Raw genomic sequence first — 19,702 nt, 5'->3', positions numbered from 1 at the left:
CCTAATATTCAACCATCAGACGCATTGGTCTCATGGATATAATCGGTTAACAACGCCTGCTGCTCAGTAGTCAACTCGAGTTTTTCCAGCAGGTCAGATCGGCGTTGCCAAGTTCTGCCTAACTGCTGCTTCAGACGCCAGCGCCTGATATTCTCATGGTTACCACTTAACAACACATCAGGTACATGCTGTCCTTCAATTGATTCTGGTCGCGTATAGTGAGGACAATCTAACAACCCCTCAACAAAAGAATCTTCTTCAGCTGAGTCTTGATGCCCTAACACCCCGGGAACTAATCGGGAGACTGCGTCAATCATGGTCATTGCAGGCAATTCACCTCCACTGAGAACAAAATCTCCCAGCGACCACTCTTCATCAATCTCTGAGCCTATTAATCGCTCATCGATACCTTCATAGCGCCCAGCTACTAAAATCAATTTCTCACAGGAAACTAGCTCCTGCACACCTTTGTGATCTAGCTTGCGACCTTGAGGCGAGAGATAAATAACTTTAACCCCCTCTCCTGCTACTGCCTTGGCAGCATGGATCGCATCACGTAACGGCTGGACTTTCATCAGCATCCCCGGACCACCACCATAAGGCCGGTCATCCACAGTGCTATGCTTATCGTGAGCAAAGTCTCTAGGACTCCAACACTCAATAGACATCAACTCATTACGAACTGCTCTTCCTGTCACACCATACCGACTTACAGCATCGAACATTTCAGGAAATAACGTAATAACGCCAAACCACATGGTTTAGAACTCCGGATCCCAATCGATCCGCATCGTACCTGACTCCAGGTCAATTTCTTTTATCACCTGATCGGGCAGGTAAGGAATTAATCGCTCACGGCGATCAATACTTTCTGCATCACCTTTAACGATAATGACATCGTTAGCACCGGTTTCCATCAGATGACTCACACGCCCCAGCAATTCGCCAGAAAGTGTATAAACTGTCAGATTTTCCAGCTGGCTCCAGTAGTACTCACCTTCTTCCAAATCAGGAAGAAGAGAAGATTCAATCGCAATATCCATACCGCAAAATTTGCGAGCAACATCACGATCAGTAATACCGTCCAACTTGGCTATAAAGCCTTTACCGTGTTTTTTGGCCGTCTCTACTTTAAGAGGCTTCCACTGACCATTTTCTTTGATCATCCACGGTGAATAAGTCAGGATGCTATCCATCGGTTCGGTATGAGAGAAGACTTTCACCCACCCTTTCACACCATAAACCGAGGTTATCTGGCCGATTACAGTAAATTCGTTATTCGTATTTCGGCTCATTGACCTATCCAGCTACTATATAAAAATTACTGTGCAGCTTTTTTAGCTTCTTTTACTAGCTGTGCAACACGCTCAGACAACTGTGCGCCTTTACCAGTCCAGTATTCAACACGTTCCATATCCAAGCGAAGACGCTCTTCTTGGCCGCGAGCTGACGGATTAAAGAAACCGATACGCTCAATAAAGCGACCATCGCGCGCATTGCGTGAATCAGCTACAGTTAGTTGATAGAAAGGACGCTTTTTAGCGCCGCCGCGTGACAAACGAATAGTAACCATACGTTAATCCCTTTATATTGCGTGGGTTTTGATATCGCCCAGCGTTGCAGTTCCGACCAAATTAATTTTCAGTCGAGCCAAAATAAATCAAGGGGCGCATTCTACGCGAAAGCACCCCTATTGGAAAGCAAATCTATTTTATTCTTTACACGGAATTACATCCGAGGCATACCACCGGGGCCACCGCCCATACCAGGTGGCAACATTCCTTTCATGCCGCGCATCATTTTTGTCATACCGCCTTTGCCAGAGAACTTCTTCATCATCTTCGACATTTGCTTATGCTGTTTAAGCAAGCGGTTAACATCTTGGATCTGAGTGCCAGACCCCATCGCGATACGCTTTTTCCGAGAGCCACTGATAATATCTGGATTGCGACGCTCGCCACGAGTCATAGAGTTGATGATAACCTCCATCTGCCCCATGCCTTTCTCAGCTTTACTCGCATCTGCAGCTTGAGCCAACTGCCCCATGCCAGGCATTTTATCGAGCATACCCATCATGCCGCCCATGTTTTTCATCTGCTGTAGCTGCTCACGGAAATCTTCTAGATCAAAACCTTTACCCTTTTTGATCTTAGCTGCGAACTTCTCCGCTTTATCTTTATCAATTTTACGCTCAGCTTCCTCTATTAGAGAAAGCACATCACCCATACCTAAAATCCGTGATGCAAGACGATCTGGGTGAAATGGCTCTAGCGCATCAATTTTTTCGCCCATACCGATAAACTTAATAGGTTTACCCGTAATATGGCGTACTGATAGCGCCGCACCACCACGCGCATCACCATCAGCTTTAGTTAGAATGACTCCCGTCAAAGGCAGCACTTCATTAAATGAGCGTGCGGTATTGGCTGCATCCTGACCTGTCATTGCATCGACAACGAACAAGGTTTCTACTGGATTAATAGCACTGTGCAGACGCTTAATTTCATCCATCATGTCGTTATCGACATGTAAACGACCAGCAGTATCTACCAGCAGCACATCATAATGCTGAATCTTAGCGTGCTGAACAGCCGCTTCAGCAATAGCGATCGGGTCCTGATCGGCAGATGATGGATAAAAATCAACACCCACCTCACCCGCCAGCATTTCTAGCTGCTTAATAGCTGCAGGACGATATACGTCAGCAGAGACTACCAATACTTTTTTCTTCTCACGATCTTTTAATAATAAAGACAGTTTCGCAATAGAAGTGGTTTTACCCGCACCCTGAAGACCAGCCATTAATACAACAGCAGGTGGAACCGCCGCTAGGTCCAAGCCTTCATTGGCTTCTCCCATGACCCGCACAAGCTCATCATTCACAATTTTGACGAAGACTTGCCCTGGCGTCAGACTTTTAGAAACTTCCTGTCCGACTGCACGCTCTTTAACAGCATTTACAAATTCTTTAACAACAGGCAATGCAACATCGGCTTCAAGTAACGCCATACGCACTTCGCGCAAGGTATCCTTGATATTATCTTCTGTAAGCTTTGCCTGCCCGGTAACCGCGCGCAGCGTCTTCGTTAATCGTTCTGACAGATTCTCAAACATAGTTGCCTCTACAAGGATCCAACCTTATTTAGATGAATATTCATTCTCAAAGTAAAACTTCGAATAAGATTAAACCCTGAAATTCTTAAAACTTTGGCGACATTATAGCCTAGTGACGTTCAAGGCCACACCCCCATATTTCAACCACCGCACATTTATGCCAAACTACTCATCTTTAGGAGAAAAAGATGCTCACCCTATCTACATTAATAGCGGTATTTCTGTATCTAATAGCAGCCATTTTGCAATTTAAGCTGCTTAAACAACAAACCAGTTCATCTGCAATGATTAAAGCCATCGCAGGTGCCGGCGCTATTGTGCATACTTTCTCTGTTTATAGCGTTCTTCATCAGCCTGACGGTATAAATCTTGGTTTCTTTATTGCAGGCTCATTAATTGGTTGGCTTGTAGCTGCTGTCGTTATTATCAGTAGCCTAAGACAACCCATTGAAAACCTTTTTATCGGCGTATTGCCTATGGCGGCATTAACCGCAGCGCTCTCAGTGTGGGGGCCAAATTTAGGCGTAGCTAAGATTTATCAGGGCGGACTAATCATCCATATATTGCTATCGATCCTTTCCTATAGCATTTTCACTGTTGCCACTTTCCAAGCATTTTTGTTATCCAAGCAAGATCTAGCCCTAAAACAACATCACACTCGCGGACTAGTCGCCTCTCTTCCACCACTGCAAACAATGGAACGACTACTGTTTGAAATGATTTGGATAGGAATGATTTTGCTAACCGCATCGCTTGTGACCGGTTTTATCTTCTTAGATGACTTATTTTCACAACATTTAGTACATAAAACTATATTGTCGATAATCGCATGGATCCTTTATGCAATTTTACTGTGGGGGCGCTCTATGCGGGGCTGGCGCAGTCACCGAGCTGTCAGATGGACAGTCAGTGGGTTTTTCATACTGATGCTTAGTTTCTTTGGATCAAAACTCGTTCTAGACATTATTGACTTTTAGACGACAGCAACATCTTGACACACCTTCAGTGCGCACTGAAAATGTACCTCCAATTAGTAACGTTAGGCGATAGTTTTGGAAGACGCATCAATAGGTTTTCTTTTAGGAGTTCTTTGCTTCCTGATTTTCTGCTCTGCTTTTTTTTCCAGCTCAGAAACAGGCATGATGTCTCTCAATCGATATCGACTAAAACATCTCGTCAAACAAAACCATCGTGGCGCACGAAAAGCCAATAAATTATTAGAGCGTCCCGACCGGTTAATCGGCGTTATTCTCATTGGTAATAACTTCGTTAATATTTTAGCGTCCGCCATCGCTACGGTTATTGCCGTGCGCCTATGGGGAGATGCAGGTATTGTCATTGCTACAGCAGCCCTAACTATTATCATCCTTATTTTTGCTGAAGTTTCGCCAAAAACTATGGCAGCACTCTATCCTGAAAAAATTGCCTTTCCTGCCGCTTACATTTTAACGCCATTACTTACCCTGACCTACCCACTCGTATGGGTAGTTAACGGCATTACCAATAGCTTATTAAAAATTTTGGGCATTAACCCTGATGGTAATAGTGATCATAACCTCAGCACAGAAGAGCTAAGAACGCTAGTACATGAAGCAGGAGCTTTATTGCCGCACCGTAAGCAATCCATGCTCCTAGGTGTTCTTGAATTAAATGATGTGACTGTTGATGACATCATGATCACTAAAAATGATATTCAAGGTATCGATCTCGACCTTGAGCTTAATTCAATCCTCGACCGCTTATCCACAACCAATCACACGCGATTACCCGTTTATAACGGCGATATCAATAAAGTAGTTGGCATTTTACACATGCGTAATTTAGCGCAAATAATCCAGCAAGGAAAAGTAACCAAAGCATCCATTCTTCAGGTTGTACACGAACCTTACTTCATTCCTGAAAGCACACCACTGCAGACTCAGCTTTTAAACTTTCAAAAAGAGAACCGCCGCATAGGGCTTGTAGTTGATGAATACGGTGATGTTTTAGGTATAGCCACGCTTGAAGATATTTTAGAAGAGATAGTAGGTGAGCTATCAGCGGATCACCGGGAAGAGAATGCAGATATCCATAGGCAAGACGATGGTAGTTACTTTATAGAAGCCTCTGCATTTATCCGGGACATCAACAAAGCACTTTCTTGGGAGCTTCCCACTGACGGCCCTAAAACTCTCAATGGTTTAATTATTGAAACGTTAGAGTCTATTCCTGACGCTAATGTATGCCTAGATATTGGTGATTACCGTATAGAAACACTACAGATGACAGACAACTTGATAACTACTGCCCGCTTAATAGCACTTAAGGTAGATTAAAGCAGGGGGTTCTTTTATAAGGCGTAACATCATGCTCCATAAAAGCTTGTTGTTACTGCCTTAGCAAATCTCCCCCTGATATCGCCTCTCAATTTTCTCAATCACTTCTCGGCGCTGATCATTCGTCAGCACACCCCATTCGGCAATTTCCATACCACTGCGCCGACATGCAATGCATAAGTCGTTCTCATCTAAGGCACAAACACCCATGCATGGACTGCGTACCGGACTAATTTGTTCTGTCATTTTAATAAACACTCTTTAGCAATAACGTTATTTCTAGCCCATTCACACATTAGCATTTATAAGAATGCTCTGGACGGGGCTTCATGGGTATTTTTGCATCAAAACCTATATTCAGCATCTCTATCAACATATAGGCCGTCAGCCCCCAAATAATATGACCATCATACTCATATGCCGGCACAAAATGCGTCATTCCTTTAAAACGAATCTCGTCAGTATGGTGACGTTCATCATCTAAGAAGAAACGCAATGGCACTGTAAATATGCTATCGATCTCATCCGGGCTCGGCGTTAACTGTACTGTTGACGGCACAATGCCCACCCAAGGCGTAACTTGTAAGCGGTGCTTAGACATTACTTGCCCTAACGGCGCTAGTATCTCTACATCTTCAGCTTGCAAGCCAACCTCTTCATTAGCTTCACGCAACGCGGTGAATAGCAGGTCAGGATCTGTTAGGTCATGACGCCCACCAGGAAAAGCAATCTCTCCACCGTGAGTGGATAGCCCAGCAGCGCGCTTTGTCAAAATCACATGAGGATCATGACTATCAGTAAGTGCTATCAAAACACTTGCTTGAGACTCCTGACTGTCAAAACGGCGAGCCCGATAACAACTTAACCGCTGTCGTAACTGATCTAACATCATTTTTTCTTAAAACCCCTCACTATATGCTACTGCGCCGACATCAATAAGAGAAACGCGGTCACATATTATTCTTAGCACTATTGAATACGATGAGTATTCACTTCTACACTATAGTATGAACAGGGAGATAGCATGAAATACTGTAGCGAATGCGGTAACAAAGTTTCTTATTACACACCAGAAGGCGATAATCGGCCTCGTCACAACTGTCACTTTTGTCAAACAACTCACTACAGCAACCCAAATATTGTTGCTGGCTGCCTTCCTGTGTATCAGAAAAATAAAATACTACTATGTAAGCGCGCTATCGAACCAAGGAGAGGCTACTGGACCTTGCCTGCCGGCTATATGGAAAATAACGAATCAGTTGAAACCGCCGCTCTTCGCGAAACCTGCGAAGAAGCAAACGCAGAGGTCAACATCATCAGCCTCTACACGCTTACCTCCATAGTACATGCTAGCCAAGTGCAGATGTTATTTCTTGCAGAATTACCAACGCTTGAGTTTTCAAGTGGCATCGAGTCGCTTGATGTCCAACTATTCAGCTTTGATGAGATCCCATGGGATCAATTAGCTTTTCAAACCATCAAAAATGCGCTGACATTTTATATTGAGGACTATAAAGCTGGAAAGTTCCCATTGCACAATGTCGTTCTAGAAGCACCACTAAAACAACTAATTAAACTGCAGGACTAAGCTTTTCGCTTGGCCTATTGAGCCGCAGCAACATCTGCGGCATCAGCATCAACCTTGACTGACGCCTTTCTTTGGCTCAAAAACACGCCACCTAATACTAGAGCGGATGCACACATTTGCTGAACATTAAATGTCTCATTCAAAATCAGGTAAGCCATTAATAATGTAAACACAGGAATTAAGTTGATGTACGCTGAAGCCTCTGCTGCTTTAATCTTTGAGACGCCTAAATTATAAAGCCCATAAGCCCCAATATTAATCAACGTCCCTAAATACAACACAGCCCAGACTCCATCCCAGTTCCACTGCAAATTCCAAACAGTTTCTTCACCTGTGAATGGGAGAAAAGGTATAAAAAATATCATGCCACAAAATGCCTGCAGCGCCGTGAGAAACCAGGTTGAATATCGTTGTGACAGATGCTTAAGGCACAAGATATAACCCGTAGCGCACACCATAGCGCACAGCTCAAGAAAATTGCCGAGTAACGGATTAGGAGCATGCTCCGTTTCACCACCAGATACACTTAACCAAACAGCACCAATAACCGCGACCAAAAAACCTAACCAGGCTTCTTTTGGGAGCTTTTCTTGCAAAAAGTACAATGCACCAATCCCAACTAATAACGGAGCCATAGAGGTAATCATTCCGGCCTGCGCTGCGCTGGTATTCTGCAATGCATGAGCTTCAAATAGAAAATATAAACAAGGCTCTGATATCACCATCAACAAGAGCAACCGCCAATCACCTTTCTGATACTCAAAACGCATTAAATACTTTAGAAAAAACATAAAGCAAAAAGCAGCCACCAGCATGCGCCCGAAAATAACGACCATCGGATCATAGTGCGAAAATGCTATTTTCAATGCAATAAACGAGCTAGCCCATAACAACATGGCTAAGAAAAGAGAAACAACAGGTACCCAACGCCCCAGCATAACCACCTCATTACAAAAACAATGCAGGATACTCTGTTATTTCTAACTGCCAATCAAATAATTATGACGGGCCATTAGCAGAACTAATCAACAACTCAAACTCACTCAGCGGCAATGGTTTGGAGAAATAAAAACCTTGTACTTGGTCACAACCATAGGCTTCCAAGAAATTTAATTGCGCTTCAGTTTCGACACCTTCCGCAATCGTTTCTAAACCTAGGTGTTTTGCGACATCAAGAATAGATGAAGTAATGGCGATATCATCTTGGTCATCCGGTAAACCATCGATGAAGGCTCTATCGATTTTCAACTTATCAAGAGAGAACTTCTTCAGATAAGCTAAGCTTGAATAGCCCGTTCCAAAATCATCCAAAGCTATTTGAATGCCCAGATCACGAAATTGCGTTAGTAGAAACTCAGTCCTAGAAACATCACTCATTAATGCACTTTCAGTCACTTCCAAAACTAACAACTCAGGAGGAAATCCCGTATGACGTAATACACTATCAACAGTGCGATAAAACTCTTGCCTGAACTGGAAAGCAGATACGTTAATCGCAATAGACGGTAGGTTTACGCCTTCTTCCAACCATTCAGCACCTTGGCGACAGCCTTCTTCAAGCACCCATTTACCTAATGGCAAGATAAAACCTGTTTCCTCTGCCAATGGGATAAACACGTCAGGCGAAATAAGCTCCCCTGCATGAAACCATCGTAATAGCACCTCGCAACCACTCAGTTCATTCGTACCAAGCTTATACTGCGGTTGATAGTAGAGCTGCATCTCTCCTTTTTCGATAGCCTGCCTTAGCGCATTTTCCAATTTCAAACGTGCCGATGCTTTTTCATTCATCTTACAATCGTAAAATTGGTAGTTATTTCGGCCACGAGACTTTGCATGATACAAAGCGGCATCCGCATTGCGCAGTAGCGTCTCAAAATCCTCACCGTCAGCCGGGTAAGATACGATTCCTATACTCGGCGTAACAACTAAATCTAAATCTTGATCTTGTATCGGTTCAGACACCATTTTCAATAAGCGATGGGCTAAGTTTGCTGCAGAAATAACCGCATCACTGCCCTTTCCTGTTACTAGAATTACGAACTCGTCTCCACCAATGCGGCTAACCGTATCAATTTCACGCACCGCACCCTGTAATCTTTGGGAAACTTCTTGAAGCACCAAATCACCAACACTATGGCCAAGTGAATCATTGATGCTTTTAAAGCGGTCCAGGTCGATAAACATCAGAGAGAAACGACGTAGTTCATGGCGCTTAGCTCTTGCTATGGTTTGCACAACACGATCCATGAGCAGCCGCCTATTTGGCAGCCCCGTTAGGTCATCATATTCAGCTAGGTAACGAAGTTGCTCTTCAGCGCGTTTTTTATCCGTAACGTCACTAAAAGTCGCTATATAATTAACGACCTCACCGGCCTCATCTTTAGAAACAGAAATAGATAACTGTTCTGGAAAGGTTTGTCCGGACTTAGTGTTGTTCCAAATTTCACCACTCCATTGATCCGAGACTGCTAGCGTTTCCCAAATCCCGCGATAAAAATCAGGAGAGTGCCGCCCAGAAGCAAGCAAACTAGGGAGCAGACCTACCACTTCAGAGGCCGCGTAACCGGTAATTTCTGTAAAAGAGCTATTTACCGCAACAATACGATTATCAGGATCGGTCACCATGATGCCTTCACGAGCGGTATCAAACACCCGAGCAGCAATTTTAAGAGAACGTGCATCATCTTCAATCTGCTCTTGCTTAGATTCAATATCAGCGCTGTACTTTAGAAATAGCCTTTTTAGCCATTGTCCGTAAACCCAAACGATCAACATCATGAAGAATCCAGCACAAGACAGGCTCAGCAATAAGAACCAACCATCTGCTTCAAGCTTCTCTTGCAACTCTTTTTGCTGCAAATGAAATACTTCTTGAAACTCTTCAGGATAAACCCCAGCCACCAATACCCAGTCCCACAAAGGAACAACATCAACCAAAGACAACTTTGCTGTTAAGTTTTGAGCCGATTTATCATCACCGTTTGGGATGAACCAATCATACTCGGTAAAACCACCGCCCTGCTCAGCTATCTCCATGATATCACCAACGACACGACGCTCCTGAGCATCTGAAAATGCGCTGTAGTGCGCGGGTAGTGACTTTGCACTGGTATAGGGGGTATAAAGAACATTACCCGCTAGGTCGAGCACAGCGATATAGCCATTTCTTCCAAATCGTTGAGCTGAAATTCTCTTTAGAGCCTCATCCTTTAAGTCATTTTCCGTCTGAAAAATATAATCGCCTGCGCCAATAACCCAATCGAAAGGCTCAAAATAACGCACATAAGTAATCTTTTCTTTCATTTCATCAGTATTACCTGGCGGGTACCAGCGGTAGCGACTGTAGCCTGCACCACTAGGATTTTTCACTGCATCAATAAGCGAACGCATAATGTAAAGCCCGTTATCATCTTGGTTATCCCAAAGAGACTGGCCTTCTAGCTGCGGAGCCGTGGGTAACAAAACACAACGACCATCCATATCATCAATAAAGACATAGCCACGACCGTTAAAGAAACGAATGTGACGCAACGCCTCACGAATAACTTGCTGTACCTCAGCTTCTGGACGGGATCCGTTTAAGCGCTGATAGATTGATGTCGCAACACTATAGGCTTGATCGACTTGGTCTTTAACGTTCTGCATCAACACTGTATCGGCTTGCTGATTCATAAACCGAATGTAATCTTGTGCTGAGCTTAGCTCTGTACGTAAACGGTCCTTCTGACTATTCACAATTTCCTGATATAACAAGGCCGTACGTTTATCATCCGCGGCATATTCACGCGAAACAAAAAAACCAAAAACAGTGATCAATAAAAGTAGTACGACTCCCATCATGCCCCATGTCTGATATCGAGGTATTGAATGAGCATCTATTCGAAATGACATAAAATTAAATACTATTCCAACTAGCGAGAACTGTTTTCCTTTTCAGTTTTCGGATTAAGGCTGCTTACGCTGCAAACCTATATTAGGTCGGCGATTGTATAACAGCTTTAACAGACAGAATAGACAAAATGAATATAAGCTTAATCGAATTCAGTTTTCAAATGCTGAATCTCTGTCATATAAAGCTTAAAATCTGGGCTCTTTTCCCGACTGTAGTTGAGGTTACGAAATAAGCTTGTAAGCTTGATATAGTGCTCACGCACCGCCTCTTTATTCGGGAAATTTTTCTGTTGCGACAAAGCATCACGCAATAATTCGAAAATGCGTTGCTGTCTTTCCATCGAAGTAGACACATCAACATCGTCAAAAGCATCTTGTTGCAAATACACTTGATCAAGACACATACCTTTGTGATATGTAATGTAATCCTCTAGTGTCACCCCCTCTTCACCGGTAACTTGCATCATTTGCTGCACAGACTCACTACGACGTAACAGCGTATGCATCTCCTTAACTTGCCCAATCCAATCCTCACCTAAATTTTCCTGATACCATTCAGATAACTGCTCCAAGTAACGCGACCAGGAAATCAGCGGATCAACAGCAGGGTAAGCACGCTTATAGGCACGCTCAGCACTCAAGCCTAAAAATGTTTTCACTGTACGTAGTGTTGATTGCGTCACCGGTTCTTCAAAGTTCCCCCCCGCCGGTGAGACCGTTCCAATCAAGGTTAAGCTTCCCATATCTCCGTGATTATTCTCAATCAGTCCAGCTCTTTCATATAAAGCACGAATAGATGAGTCCAAATACGCCGGGAATGCATCCTCACCTGGAATCTCTTCAAGACGGCCCGATGTTTCTCGCATAGCCTGAGCCCAACGTGATGTTGAATCCGCAATCAGTAATACATTATTTCCCATCTGGCGATAGTATTCGCTGATAGTGATTCCAGTATAAATAGAAGCCTCACGGGCAGCGACAGGCATAGAGGACGTATTACAGATGATGACTGTTCTATCCATCAACGCCCCACCTTTTGGATCAGGCATATTCGGAAACTCAGTAATCGTTTCTACCACCTCACCTGCACGCTCACCGCAGGCAACAATAACCACAATATCTACTTCGGAAAAGCGTGATATTAAACTTTGTAAGACTGTTTTGCCCGCACCGAAAGGGCCTGGTATACAGGCAGTTCCTCCTCGCGCGATAGGAAAAAAGGTATCAATCAAACGAATAGAAGTAAGTAGCGGCTCTTTGGGAAAATGGCGCTGACTACTGCGTGAGCGAAGTAAGGGCTCACATACAGGGATTCGAACCGGCCAAGACTGCTGCATGCTTACTTCGATATCTTCACCATTGCTACGTATTCGAGCAACAGGGGTGGAAACACTAAACGAGCCTTCCTGAACCCAAGTAACCTCCGCTTCGCCCAACAAATTGAACGGCGCCATAATCTTGTGCTTAAAGCGCCCCTCCTGCACAGAGCCAATAACATCACCAGCGCATACTGTAGAACCCACTTTTACTATAGGTACAAATGCCCAATGCTGCTGTTGATCAATCCCATCGACCTCTAAACCACGCGGTAGGAAAAAACCATGCTGCGAAGCAATCAACTCAAGAGGATTCTGCAAACCATCATAAACTTGCCCCAGCAAGCCAGGACCTAACGTGACAGAAAGCATATGCCCGGTTTGCTCTACAGAGTCACCAATTGCAACACCACGTGTATTTTCGAATACCTGCGCATCGGCTTCGCCATGACGTACACGCAACACCTCTGCCTTAAGAAACTCCTGACGATCATCCAAACCAAGACGCGTTGGACAAATATGAATCACTTCGTTTTTAACAACAGGATAATAATTTCCCTCAGCATCGGTAAGCACCTCAATAGTAACGATATCGTCACGCACACCCTTCACCCGTGCGGTTACTTTGCTATCCGTCATCTGTTTAGCGACTCCTGATTTAAATCGTCTATGAATGTCGTCTTCATTAACAAGCTGTGTGTTACATCATCAAATTTTATTAAAGCAGCATCAGGGTCCGCACTTAAATAACGAGAAACAACCCCCCAACGCAGCACATAACACGCAACGGCAGAGAAACTAAAGCCATGTTGCTTTTCACAGTAAAAAAGATCCTGCCATAACATCTGGTCTAACAATTTATCCGCATGACCCGGTCTATTTTCTTTAAGGTAACGTGCTATTTTTTGTATCTGTGGTTGAAACTCATCCATCCCAAAAAAAGACTCAAACCAATGGTTTTTAATAAACGAGTGCCAACGCCCAAAACCAATAAACTGATCAGGGTTCTTCCCACCAGCATCACGGTAACGCAGTGCTGCCAGCAAGGTTCTAATTTCCAATTGATAACCAATACGCTCTTTCAGCACATCTGATTCGAGCGATAGCAAAGCACTTTGCCATGCTTGAACAACTTCACGGTCAGCTAGATCAGACAACACGCTATAATCCGGAAAATATAGCGCCTCTATCGCACCAAGTTGTGCGCAATCAGTCTCGCTCAACATACTGAGGCGGCGTTCAAGTGCCAATCGTGAGATAGGCAGCTGTCGAGACTTATCCAACACCGGCAAATGGGGCAATGACGTTAGCAAGGTGTAGTATTGCGACACTAGCGAATAACCCCTTCGACAATCGCGCGAAAACGAGGCTGCAAGTGCTTCAACAATAATCTAGATACTGCATCTTCACTCAGGTCCACTTCCACTTTTTGACCACTAAGACGTACCTTGATGCCCCGACCTTCATAAAAAGAGATCTCAACGCCTTCGCGCAGCTGCTCAGCTGTCAGCGATTGCACGAAATGGCTTAATTGGCCTTCTTTGTATTCATCAGGGCTGCGACGAAGCTCTTCCAAACCAATAAAATCCCTAGGCAATAGCACTTCAACATGCGCGGCTTTATCCAACGCCATCTCGTCACGCACCTTGCCAACCAGCTCAAGAATCAACTTCTGCATAAAAGCGCCGTTATCCATCTGATGTGCAACGAGACGCTCGACCTGATCGGCAAAGCTATGCGCTAAACTTTCCTTCACCTCCAGATGCAAATCCCTTGCGGCAATTTTCAAAGCATCTTCACCCGCATTTTTTAAATGCGCGGCCTCACGGCGAGCTTTTACCAGAATTTGTTCAGCTTCAAGGCGTGCTTGCTCCAACAGCCAATCAGAACGATGTTCGGCCTCTTCTATTAACTTAGAGGCTTCCTTTTGTCCGTTTTTAACACCTTGCTCACGTAACTGTTCAATAAGCGTCTCAACACCCGATGAGGCCAGCTCAGCTTTATTATTCATACTAAGCCTCCTAAGCAGGCACTCCGGCACTGATGACTAATGCAAAAATAAATGCAAATACAGCAAAGCCTTCAACAATGGCCGCAGGCGCTAGTGACATACCAAAAATTTCTGGGCGAATTTTTGATACATTAATCGCTGCAGCACAAGCACGCCCTTGATGCGCGGCACTAAACAGCAACGCTAATCCGCATAACAAGCCGATAGCCGCTAACCCTGGAGCATTATCCGGCGTTACCGTCCGGTTTAATGCAAACATAACAACAATGCCATAGATAGCCTGAGAAGAAGGCATAGCAGAAATACCGATGTAGCGCCCATGGCCGGTTTCCGTCTCAAGCAATGCACCACAGGCAGCTTGTCCTGCTATTGCGCAGCCGATGATGCTCCCGATAGCACCTAATGCCATGGGGCCGTACAAACCCGCCCATCCCAGCATCATAATCAAGTTATCCAAGGTGTAACCTCCTGTTTGGAAAAGCGCTGAAAGGCATAACCCTCATCCGCCAAACTCCAATTATAAAATTCAATCAAGTTGAGCCGTAAGCCGTGTATCACACCACTGACAACCGTCAATACAAAATTAAGTAAGTGCCCTGTAATCAAGATAAGAACTTTGAAAAGCAGCCCAATGGCCGGCAATGCTGCTGCAACATCAACCGCTAATTGATTAAAAGTAATAGCCAATGACGCACTCGCCAAGCCAAGAGCAAACAGGCGCAAATAGCTCAAGATATCACCAAACATTTTGGTCACATTCGTCAGCGCTAACAGCCCTTCAAGAAACCGTTTAAGGCTCCACGCTTTACTTTGCCCCGAATAGACCACAACGAGCATTAATGCAGCAGCAAAACCAATCCAGTGCAAAAAATCTATCCCTTGCAACCAACCAGATAATCCGACAACAACAGCACTAGCCCAACCAAGCGAAGCATACGCTTGGTTGGTATGTCTCTTTACCCATGCCATCATCAAATTACCGAGCACCAAATGCCCAGCACCAATACAGATAGAAAGCGTCATCATGCTATCAAAGTCATGCAGATCCATTACCTTGAGCGACGCTAACCATGCAAAAGGAGGTGCGGCACCAAAATAACTACCCACCATTACACCCCAGACAAAACCAGCTACCGATAGAGCAACACCCATTGTTCTGAGCCTACGCCCCGTTTGTGTTAACGACATCTGTTGCCAATAGAACACCAGTATCAATGCCAACATGAGAGAGTAGCCTGCATCTGACATAATCAATGCGAAGAAACCAACAAATGAGAAGAAAACAACGCGAGAAGGATCCCAACCTTTATAGCCTGGCGTCTGAAAGAAGCTCACAACCTCCTCTCCGCCTGCCAATGCGGGGGGGTTAGACAGTAATGTTGGTGGGATTTCATCAGTTCCGGGGTCACTCAGTTGTAACACCAAACTTTGATTTTGAGCAAAGGTTTCAAGCCGAGTTATTTCTTGTACTGCAACCCAGCCCTGAATAGCGAAAACTTCACCACGATCCAATGTTTGCTCATTTACCTTTTTCAGTGCATCCTGATCACCGATTCCCGCTTCACAGCGCTGCAAAGCATAGATCCATCGAGTTAACGCCTGACGCTCTGCCTCGATAGTTTCAATAGCAATTTCGATATCTTCTAGCTCAACAATCAGGGCATCTAATGGAACAGCTCCCGTATGGGTTCGCTGCACAGGCATCAGATTTACTTGCGGCTCATCTGGCGCAATGACAGCTACATATGAATGACGGTTATCACGATGAACGATAGACCAAGGCAAGGTAATCTTTGCGACTTCATTCATCCGGTAATTAGGGACTAAATAAAACCATAAACGTTGATTGAAAAGCTCACCATGTTCAGGAAAACCAAAACTCCCCCACGGTTTTAAATCTTTAATACGTTTTTTCAGGAACTCACGCCGCTCCAATAGCTGCAGACGCTCAGCTCGGTTTTTCTCTGTGGCGCGTACCACATCAACTAAATCAAAATGGCGCTCACTAAGCACTTGGCGACGTTTGTAACTACAGCCCAGCAGATACCCCAGCACCGTAGATAGTTGCTCAGAATTAACGCCCGCTAATAACGCTTGGGGGCGTTTTTTTTGTTGTGCCAATGGGATTATGTGTAAGCTACCTAGCGACTGCAAAGCATCCAAAATCTGCGGTTTGCTTTCAGAAAGGCCGATTAAGGTGGCTTTTTTAAGCTGAAGAATACTCACGTAAAAGCCAGCCTCCGACGTTTATTCTTGGCAATTTTTGCCCTCACAACACCGGCGCGCTCTGCATCTGATAGAGCAATCTTAATCTTACGTATATTTTTTTCTGTCGTAGGAATAAGCACCTTATCAAACAGATTAAGACGCTGAGTTGTTTTGCGTAGCCCTTCATCAAGCAAACAAAGCTGACGCTGAGCAATCATAACCTCAGCTTCAAGCCTAACCGACTGTTGCAAATTAAGGACGAGTGGGTCAAACCATAAAGGCGTCGCCAGCTTGGAGTATTGTTGTGACTCAACACTAAACCGTCCCAACTTAGGCAATTGCAGACCAACTAGGTTGTAATAATCAAGCTCAATAGCCTCGACTTTAACCAAACGATCAACATCAATTTCAGCGGTTGCTAAAACTGAGAACTCTTCATTTATTTGCAGTTTCAGCGTATCTAATGTTTGTTGAAAAACCAGCAGGTCATTACGTATTTTCACACGAGCAGCCATTAACTGTTTTCGCTTAAGATCCAGCGCAGGAACAAACTGCCGGTAAGCTTTTAGGTTTTTCCCCTCTCGATTGAGGGTGCTTTTATTCAATGCTAACTTCGCCATAATCAGGACTCAGTCACAACAGCATTTTTCTCTAGTGACTCACTAACTGGAAAATATTTATCGACCAACGCCTTTTTCATAAGAAGCTCGTCTTTACTAAAGCATCCCGCCAATACTTCCCAGCTAAGATCCAAAGCGTGCTCTAGAGGCATAGTGACGCCTATATCCATAAAGTGCTGCTGGAACAGATCACCAAACTTTAGCAATCGATGGTCATATTCACTCAATTCAAATGACATCGCCTGCTTTTGCGCCGCATCTTGAGATTCAGCATAAAAACGCACCATAGTATTCATTATCTGACTATGGTCTTCACGGGTAACTTTACCGATCACATGCTGCTTAAGACGTGATAAGGAGCCAAATGGGTCAATTACGCCATCATGCAGGTATAACTGCCCTTCTGTAATATACCCTGTGTTATCTGGCACGGGATGCGTCACATCATCTCCTGGCATCGTCGTGACAGAAAGAATCGTCACGGAGCCAGCACCTTTATAGTCACAGGCTTTTTCATAGCGACGTGCTAACTGAGAATAAAGATCGCCGATATAACCACGATTAGAAGGTACATGCTCCATCGAAATCCCGACCTCTTTAAGCGCATCAGCATAAGCGGTCATATCCGTTAGCAAAACCAAAACACGCTTACCTTCTTCCACTGCAAAACGCTCGGCTACTGCCAATGTCATATCAGGCACAAGCAACCCTTCTACAACAGGATCAGAGCCTTGGTGAACAAACATCACCGTACGTGCTAACACACCCGCTTCTTCAAAAGCTTGGCGAAAATAATGATAGTCATCAAAAACCAAACCAATACCGCCAAACACGACGATATCTGCATCAGCATGAGCACCAATCTGCGCTAATAGCTGGTTGTAAGGCTCTCCAGCCACTGAAAATATAGGGATTTTCTGACTTTCGACCAGACAGTTGAACAAGTCGATCATTGGGACATCTGTGCGAATCATCCGTGAAGCCAGCACTCGCCTAACGGGGTTTACTGTAGGGCCATCGATTTCAATCGTGGGCTCTTGCGTTAGCTCAGGGCCGCCATCAATAGAACGCCCGGTGCCGGAAAAAGACCGCCCTAAAATATTAGGAGAGAATGTCACTTGCATAGAGCGGCCAAGAAAGCGCACGGCAGAATGTGTTGATAACCCCTTAGTACCGGAAAATACCTGTAAAGAAACCGATTCACCTTCCAGTAAAATAACTTGCGATAAATGAGGGGGGCGACCACTGTGCTCAACGCTTTCTATAAGTGCCAAGTCACCAAAACAGATAGCCGACACGCCGTCCTCGGACAGCGGCACATGGACTTTTACGATATCACCGACAATTTCCAAAATACGGGAATAACGCATTAATAGCTGAGTCACTCATCTCTCCCTGAAATACAAACCTTTAATTCACTCGTTAAACTTCAATTAAATATCTGCGAGTTTGTAGACGTCGTAAGCGACTTCTTCGTAAGGGTGAACTTGCTTCAGCACAGCAACCACTTCTTTGATCAGGTGGTCTTCACATACCATTTCCACCTTCCACTCAGACATCATCTCTAACTGGTCAAGCTCTCCAACAAAAGGTTGGCTTCCTTCTCCAGGGCGAAACTGCCCTTGCCCTAAGACTTGCCAGCAGCAAGCTTCGTAATCCCCTATTTTGCCTGCACCGTGTTCAAACAAAGCAACTTTCACCACATCAAGATGAGACTCAGGAACAAAAAAAGCGAGCTTGTACATACGTTAACTCCTAATAAGATTGACTGCATTGACCTACAACATAAGACATGACTAACGCATTGTGCAAGCGCGTTATGACAGTAATATTTATCATTCATTCACAATAAAATCATTGATATAAAACATGCATCACAAAGCTAATACAATGCTCAATTACATTCCCACTAGCTATTCAAAAAAAGCAAAATTTCAGCCTTGATATATAATCAAGATAGAGAATTTAAAGGACCACGCATGTTCAGACTACTTGCTGTACTAGGTGCCATCGTGATGTTTTTCATCTGGTTAGCGCCAAACAATAACACTGAACCAGAATACCAATCCGGTATCACTCCCGTGCTAGCATCCCTTGCAGCGCCTATACAAAAGCCGATAGAGAGCGCACAGCAGAACGCACAACCCTTCTTACTCAATGAATACATCTTGCAACCCAAAGCAGAAATACACTTTTCAGCTCGACTATTAGGCAAAGAGCGCTATCGACTTGGAAGAGAAGCAGACCTTTCGCCCTATGACTTTGCCTTAGGCTGGGGAGCTATGGCTAACCCACAAGTGGCTGATCAGATAAAAATCACGCAGAGCGGCCGTTGGTTCCACTGGAGAGCAGATAAGTTACCTATTCCACGCAAAGAGTTAGAAACAAGTTCATCTAATGTACATATTATTCCTGCCAATCAAGCAGTGAAGGATAAAATATCAAAAGTAGATGAGGGGGATATTGTTCAAATTTCTGGGCAGCTAGTCGATGTACGAAGCACTGACGGCTTTTTCTGGAATACATCAATGACACGTCAAGATGTAGGAGCAGGGGCCTGTGAAATACTCTATGCAACCCATATAGATGTGTTGCCAGACCCCTTTTAACAGCGAACGGGTATACCTGCTGACAGG

Annotated in this window: 20 protein-coding genes; 4 read left to right on the top strand and 16 right to left on the bottom strand. The window is 44.4% G+C overall.

The genetic code is table 11. From position 1 onward, the window contains the following. Positions 1–8 precede the first annotated feature (8 nt). The 4 genes from trmD to ffh all read right to left on the bottom strand — a co-directional run bounded on the left by trmD (position 9) and on the right by ffh (position 3,114). Positions 9–758, bottom strand: a complete 750-nt coding sequence (trmD, locus tag G511_RS0101370; protein WP_028468012.1) for a tRNA (guanosine(37)-N1)-methyltransferase TrmD — start codon at positions 756–758, stop codon at positions 9–11. Between the two features lie 3 nt (positions 759–761). After that, entirely contained in the window at positions 762–1,295 is a 534-nt protein-coding gene (gene rimM / locus G511_RS0101365) for a ribosome maturation factor RimM (protein ID WP_028468011.1), read from the bottom strand. 26 nt (positions 1,296–1,321) lie between these two features. Beyond that, entirely contained in the window at positions 1,322–1,573 is a 252-nt protein-coding gene (gene rpsP, locus G511_RS0101360) for a 30S ribosomal protein S16 (protein ID WP_028468010.1), read from the bottom strand. Positions 1,574–1,728: 155 nt separating this feature from the next. Then, positions 1,729–3,114: a signal recognition particle protein gene (ffh, locus tag G511_RS0101355; RefSeq protein ID WP_028468009.1), complete on the bottom strand. Its 1,386-nt coding sequence runs from the start codon at positions 3,112–3,114 to the stop codon at positions 1,729–1,731. A gap of 188 nt (positions 3,115–3,302) precedes the next feature. On the opposite strand from ffh, the gene G511_RS0101350 reads away from it, so the two are divergent. Together G511_RS0101350 and G511_RS0101345 are read left to right on the top strand one after the other, a co-directional pair. Then, the gene (locus G511_RS0101350; RefSeq protein WP_028468008.1) at positions 3,303–4,091 is read left to right on the top strand and encodes a cytochrome C assembly family protein; all 789 of its coding nucleotides are present in this window, start codon (positions 3,303–3,305) and stop codon (positions 4,089–4,091) included. A 75-nt stretch (positions 4,092–4,166) separates the two neighbouring features. Continuing rightward, positions 4,167–5,429, top strand: a complete 1,263-nt coding sequence (locus G511_RS0101345; RefSeq protein ID WP_028468007.1) for an HlyC/CorC family transporter — start codon at positions 4,167–4,169, stop codon at positions 5,427–5,429. Between the two features lie 60 nt (positions 5,430–5,489). On the opposite strand, the gene G511_RS0101340 is transcribed toward G511_RS0101345, so the two are convergent. Both G511_RS0101340 and G511_RS0101335 read right to left on the bottom strand, forming a co-directional pair. Next, positions 5,490–5,675 carry a DUF1289 domain-containing protein gene (locus G511_RS0101340; protein ID WP_028468006.1) on the bottom strand — a complete coding sequence of 62 codons (186 nt, stop codon included), beginning with the start codon at positions 5,673–5,675 and terminating at the stop codon, positions 5,490–5,492. A gap of 49 nt (positions 5,676–5,724) precedes the next feature. Beyond that, positions 5,725–6,321 carry a CoA pyrophosphatase gene (locus G511_RS0101335; RefSeq protein ID WP_245573794.1) on the bottom strand — a complete coding sequence of 199 codons (597 nt, stop codon included), beginning with the start codon at positions 6,319–6,321 and terminating at the stop codon, positions 5,725–5,727. 132 nt (positions 6,322–6,453) lie between these two features. On the opposite strand from G511_RS0101335, the gene G511_RS0101330 reads away from it, so the two are divergent. Then, positions 6,454–7,017, top strand: a complete 564-nt coding sequence (locus tag G511_RS0101330) for an NUDIX hydrolase (protein WP_028468004.1) — start codon at positions 6,454–6,456, stop codon at positions 7,015–7,017. Between the two features lie 14 nt (positions 7,018–7,031). Here G511_RS0101330 and G511_RS21540 read toward each other — a convergent pair whose 3' ends face one another. The 10 genes from G511_RS21540 to G511_RS0101280 form a co-directional block, all read right to left on the bottom strand. Beyond that, a complete protein-coding gene (locus G511_RS21540) occupies positions 7,032–7,955 on the bottom strand; it encodes a DMT family transporter (protein WP_036550834.1) in 924 nt (307 codons plus the stop codon). Between the two features lie 61 nt (positions 7,956–8,016). Further along, complete coding sequence (locus G511_RS0101320) at positions 8,017–10,911, bottom strand: bifunctional diguanylate cyclase/phosphodiesterase (RefSeq protein WP_028468003.1); 2,895 nt, start codon at positions 10,909–10,911, stop codon at positions 8,017–8,019. A gap of 140 nt (positions 10,912–11,051) precedes the next feature. Then, positions 11,052–12,866, bottom strand: coding sequence for a V-type ATP synthase subunit A (locus G511_RS0101315; RefSeq protein WP_028468002.1), 1,815 nt, complete (start codon positions 12,864–12,866; stop codon positions 11,052–11,054). Further along, positions 12,863–13,558, bottom strand: coding sequence for a hypothetical protein (locus G511_RS0101310; protein ID WP_028468001.1), 696 nt, complete (start codon positions 13,556–13,558; stop codon positions 12,863–12,865). Before G511_RS0101310 ends, G511_RS0101315 begins: the two co-directional genes overlap by 4 nt. Further along, complete coding sequence (locus G511_RS0101305) at positions 13,558–14,238, bottom strand: ATPase (RefSeq protein WP_028468000.1); 681 nt, start codon at positions 14,236–14,238, stop codon at positions 13,558–13,560. The genes G511_RS0101310 and G511_RS0101305 overlap by 1 nt, the downstream gene beginning before the upstream one ends. Before the next feature lie 10 nt (positions 14,239–14,248). Next, positions 14,249–14,695 carry an ATP synthase subunit C gene (locus tag G511_RS0101300; protein ID WP_028468143.1) on the bottom strand — a complete coding sequence of 149 codons (447 nt, stop codon included), beginning with the start codon at positions 14,693–14,695 and terminating at the stop codon, positions 14,249–14,251. Continuing rightward, complete coding sequence (locus G511_RS0101295) at positions 14,683–16,464, bottom strand: V-type ATP synthase subunit I (protein WP_028467999.1); 1,782 nt, start codon at positions 16,462–16,464, stop codon at positions 14,683–14,685. Before G511_RS0101295 ends, G511_RS0101300 begins: the two co-directional genes overlap by 13 nt. Beyond that, entirely contained in the window at positions 16,461–17,066 is a 606-nt protein-coding gene (locus G511_RS0101290) for a V-type ATP synthase subunit D (RefSeq protein WP_028467998.1), read from the bottom strand. The genes G511_RS0101295 and G511_RS0101290 overlap by 4 nt, the downstream gene beginning before the upstream one ends. 2 nt (positions 17,067–17,068) lie before the next feature. Then, positions 17,069–18,451: a V-type ATP synthase subunit B gene (locus G511_RS0101285; RefSeq protein WP_028467997.1), complete on the bottom strand. Its 1,383-nt coding sequence runs from the start codon at positions 18,449–18,451 to the stop codon at positions 17,069–17,071. A 48-nt stretch (positions 18,452–18,499) separates the two neighbouring features. Then, positions 18,500–18,811: a YqfO family protein gene (locus G511_RS0101280; RefSeq protein WP_028467996.1), complete on the bottom strand. Its 312-nt coding sequence runs from the start codon at positions 18,809–18,811 to the stop codon at positions 18,500–18,502. 234 nt (positions 18,812–19,045) lie between these two features. Here G511_RS0101280 and G511_RS0101275 point away from each other — a divergent pair, with 234 nt between their 5' ends. After that, complete coding sequence (locus tag G511_RS0101275; RefSeq protein ID WP_028467995.1) at positions 19,046–19,675, top strand: hypothetical protein; 630 nt, start codon at positions 19,046–19,048, stop codon at positions 19,673–19,675. The last annotated feature ends 27 nt before the right edge of the window (positions 19,676–19,702 follow it).

This window comes from Neptunomonas japonica DSM 18939 (assembly GCF_000422765.1).
In the GTDB taxonomy this organism is placed as follows: Bacteria; Pseudomonadota; Gammaproteobacteria; order Pseudomonadales; family Balneatricaceae; genus Neptunomonas; species Neptunomonas japonica.
This window is presented reverse-complemented; position numbering and strand designations above follow the sequence as displayed.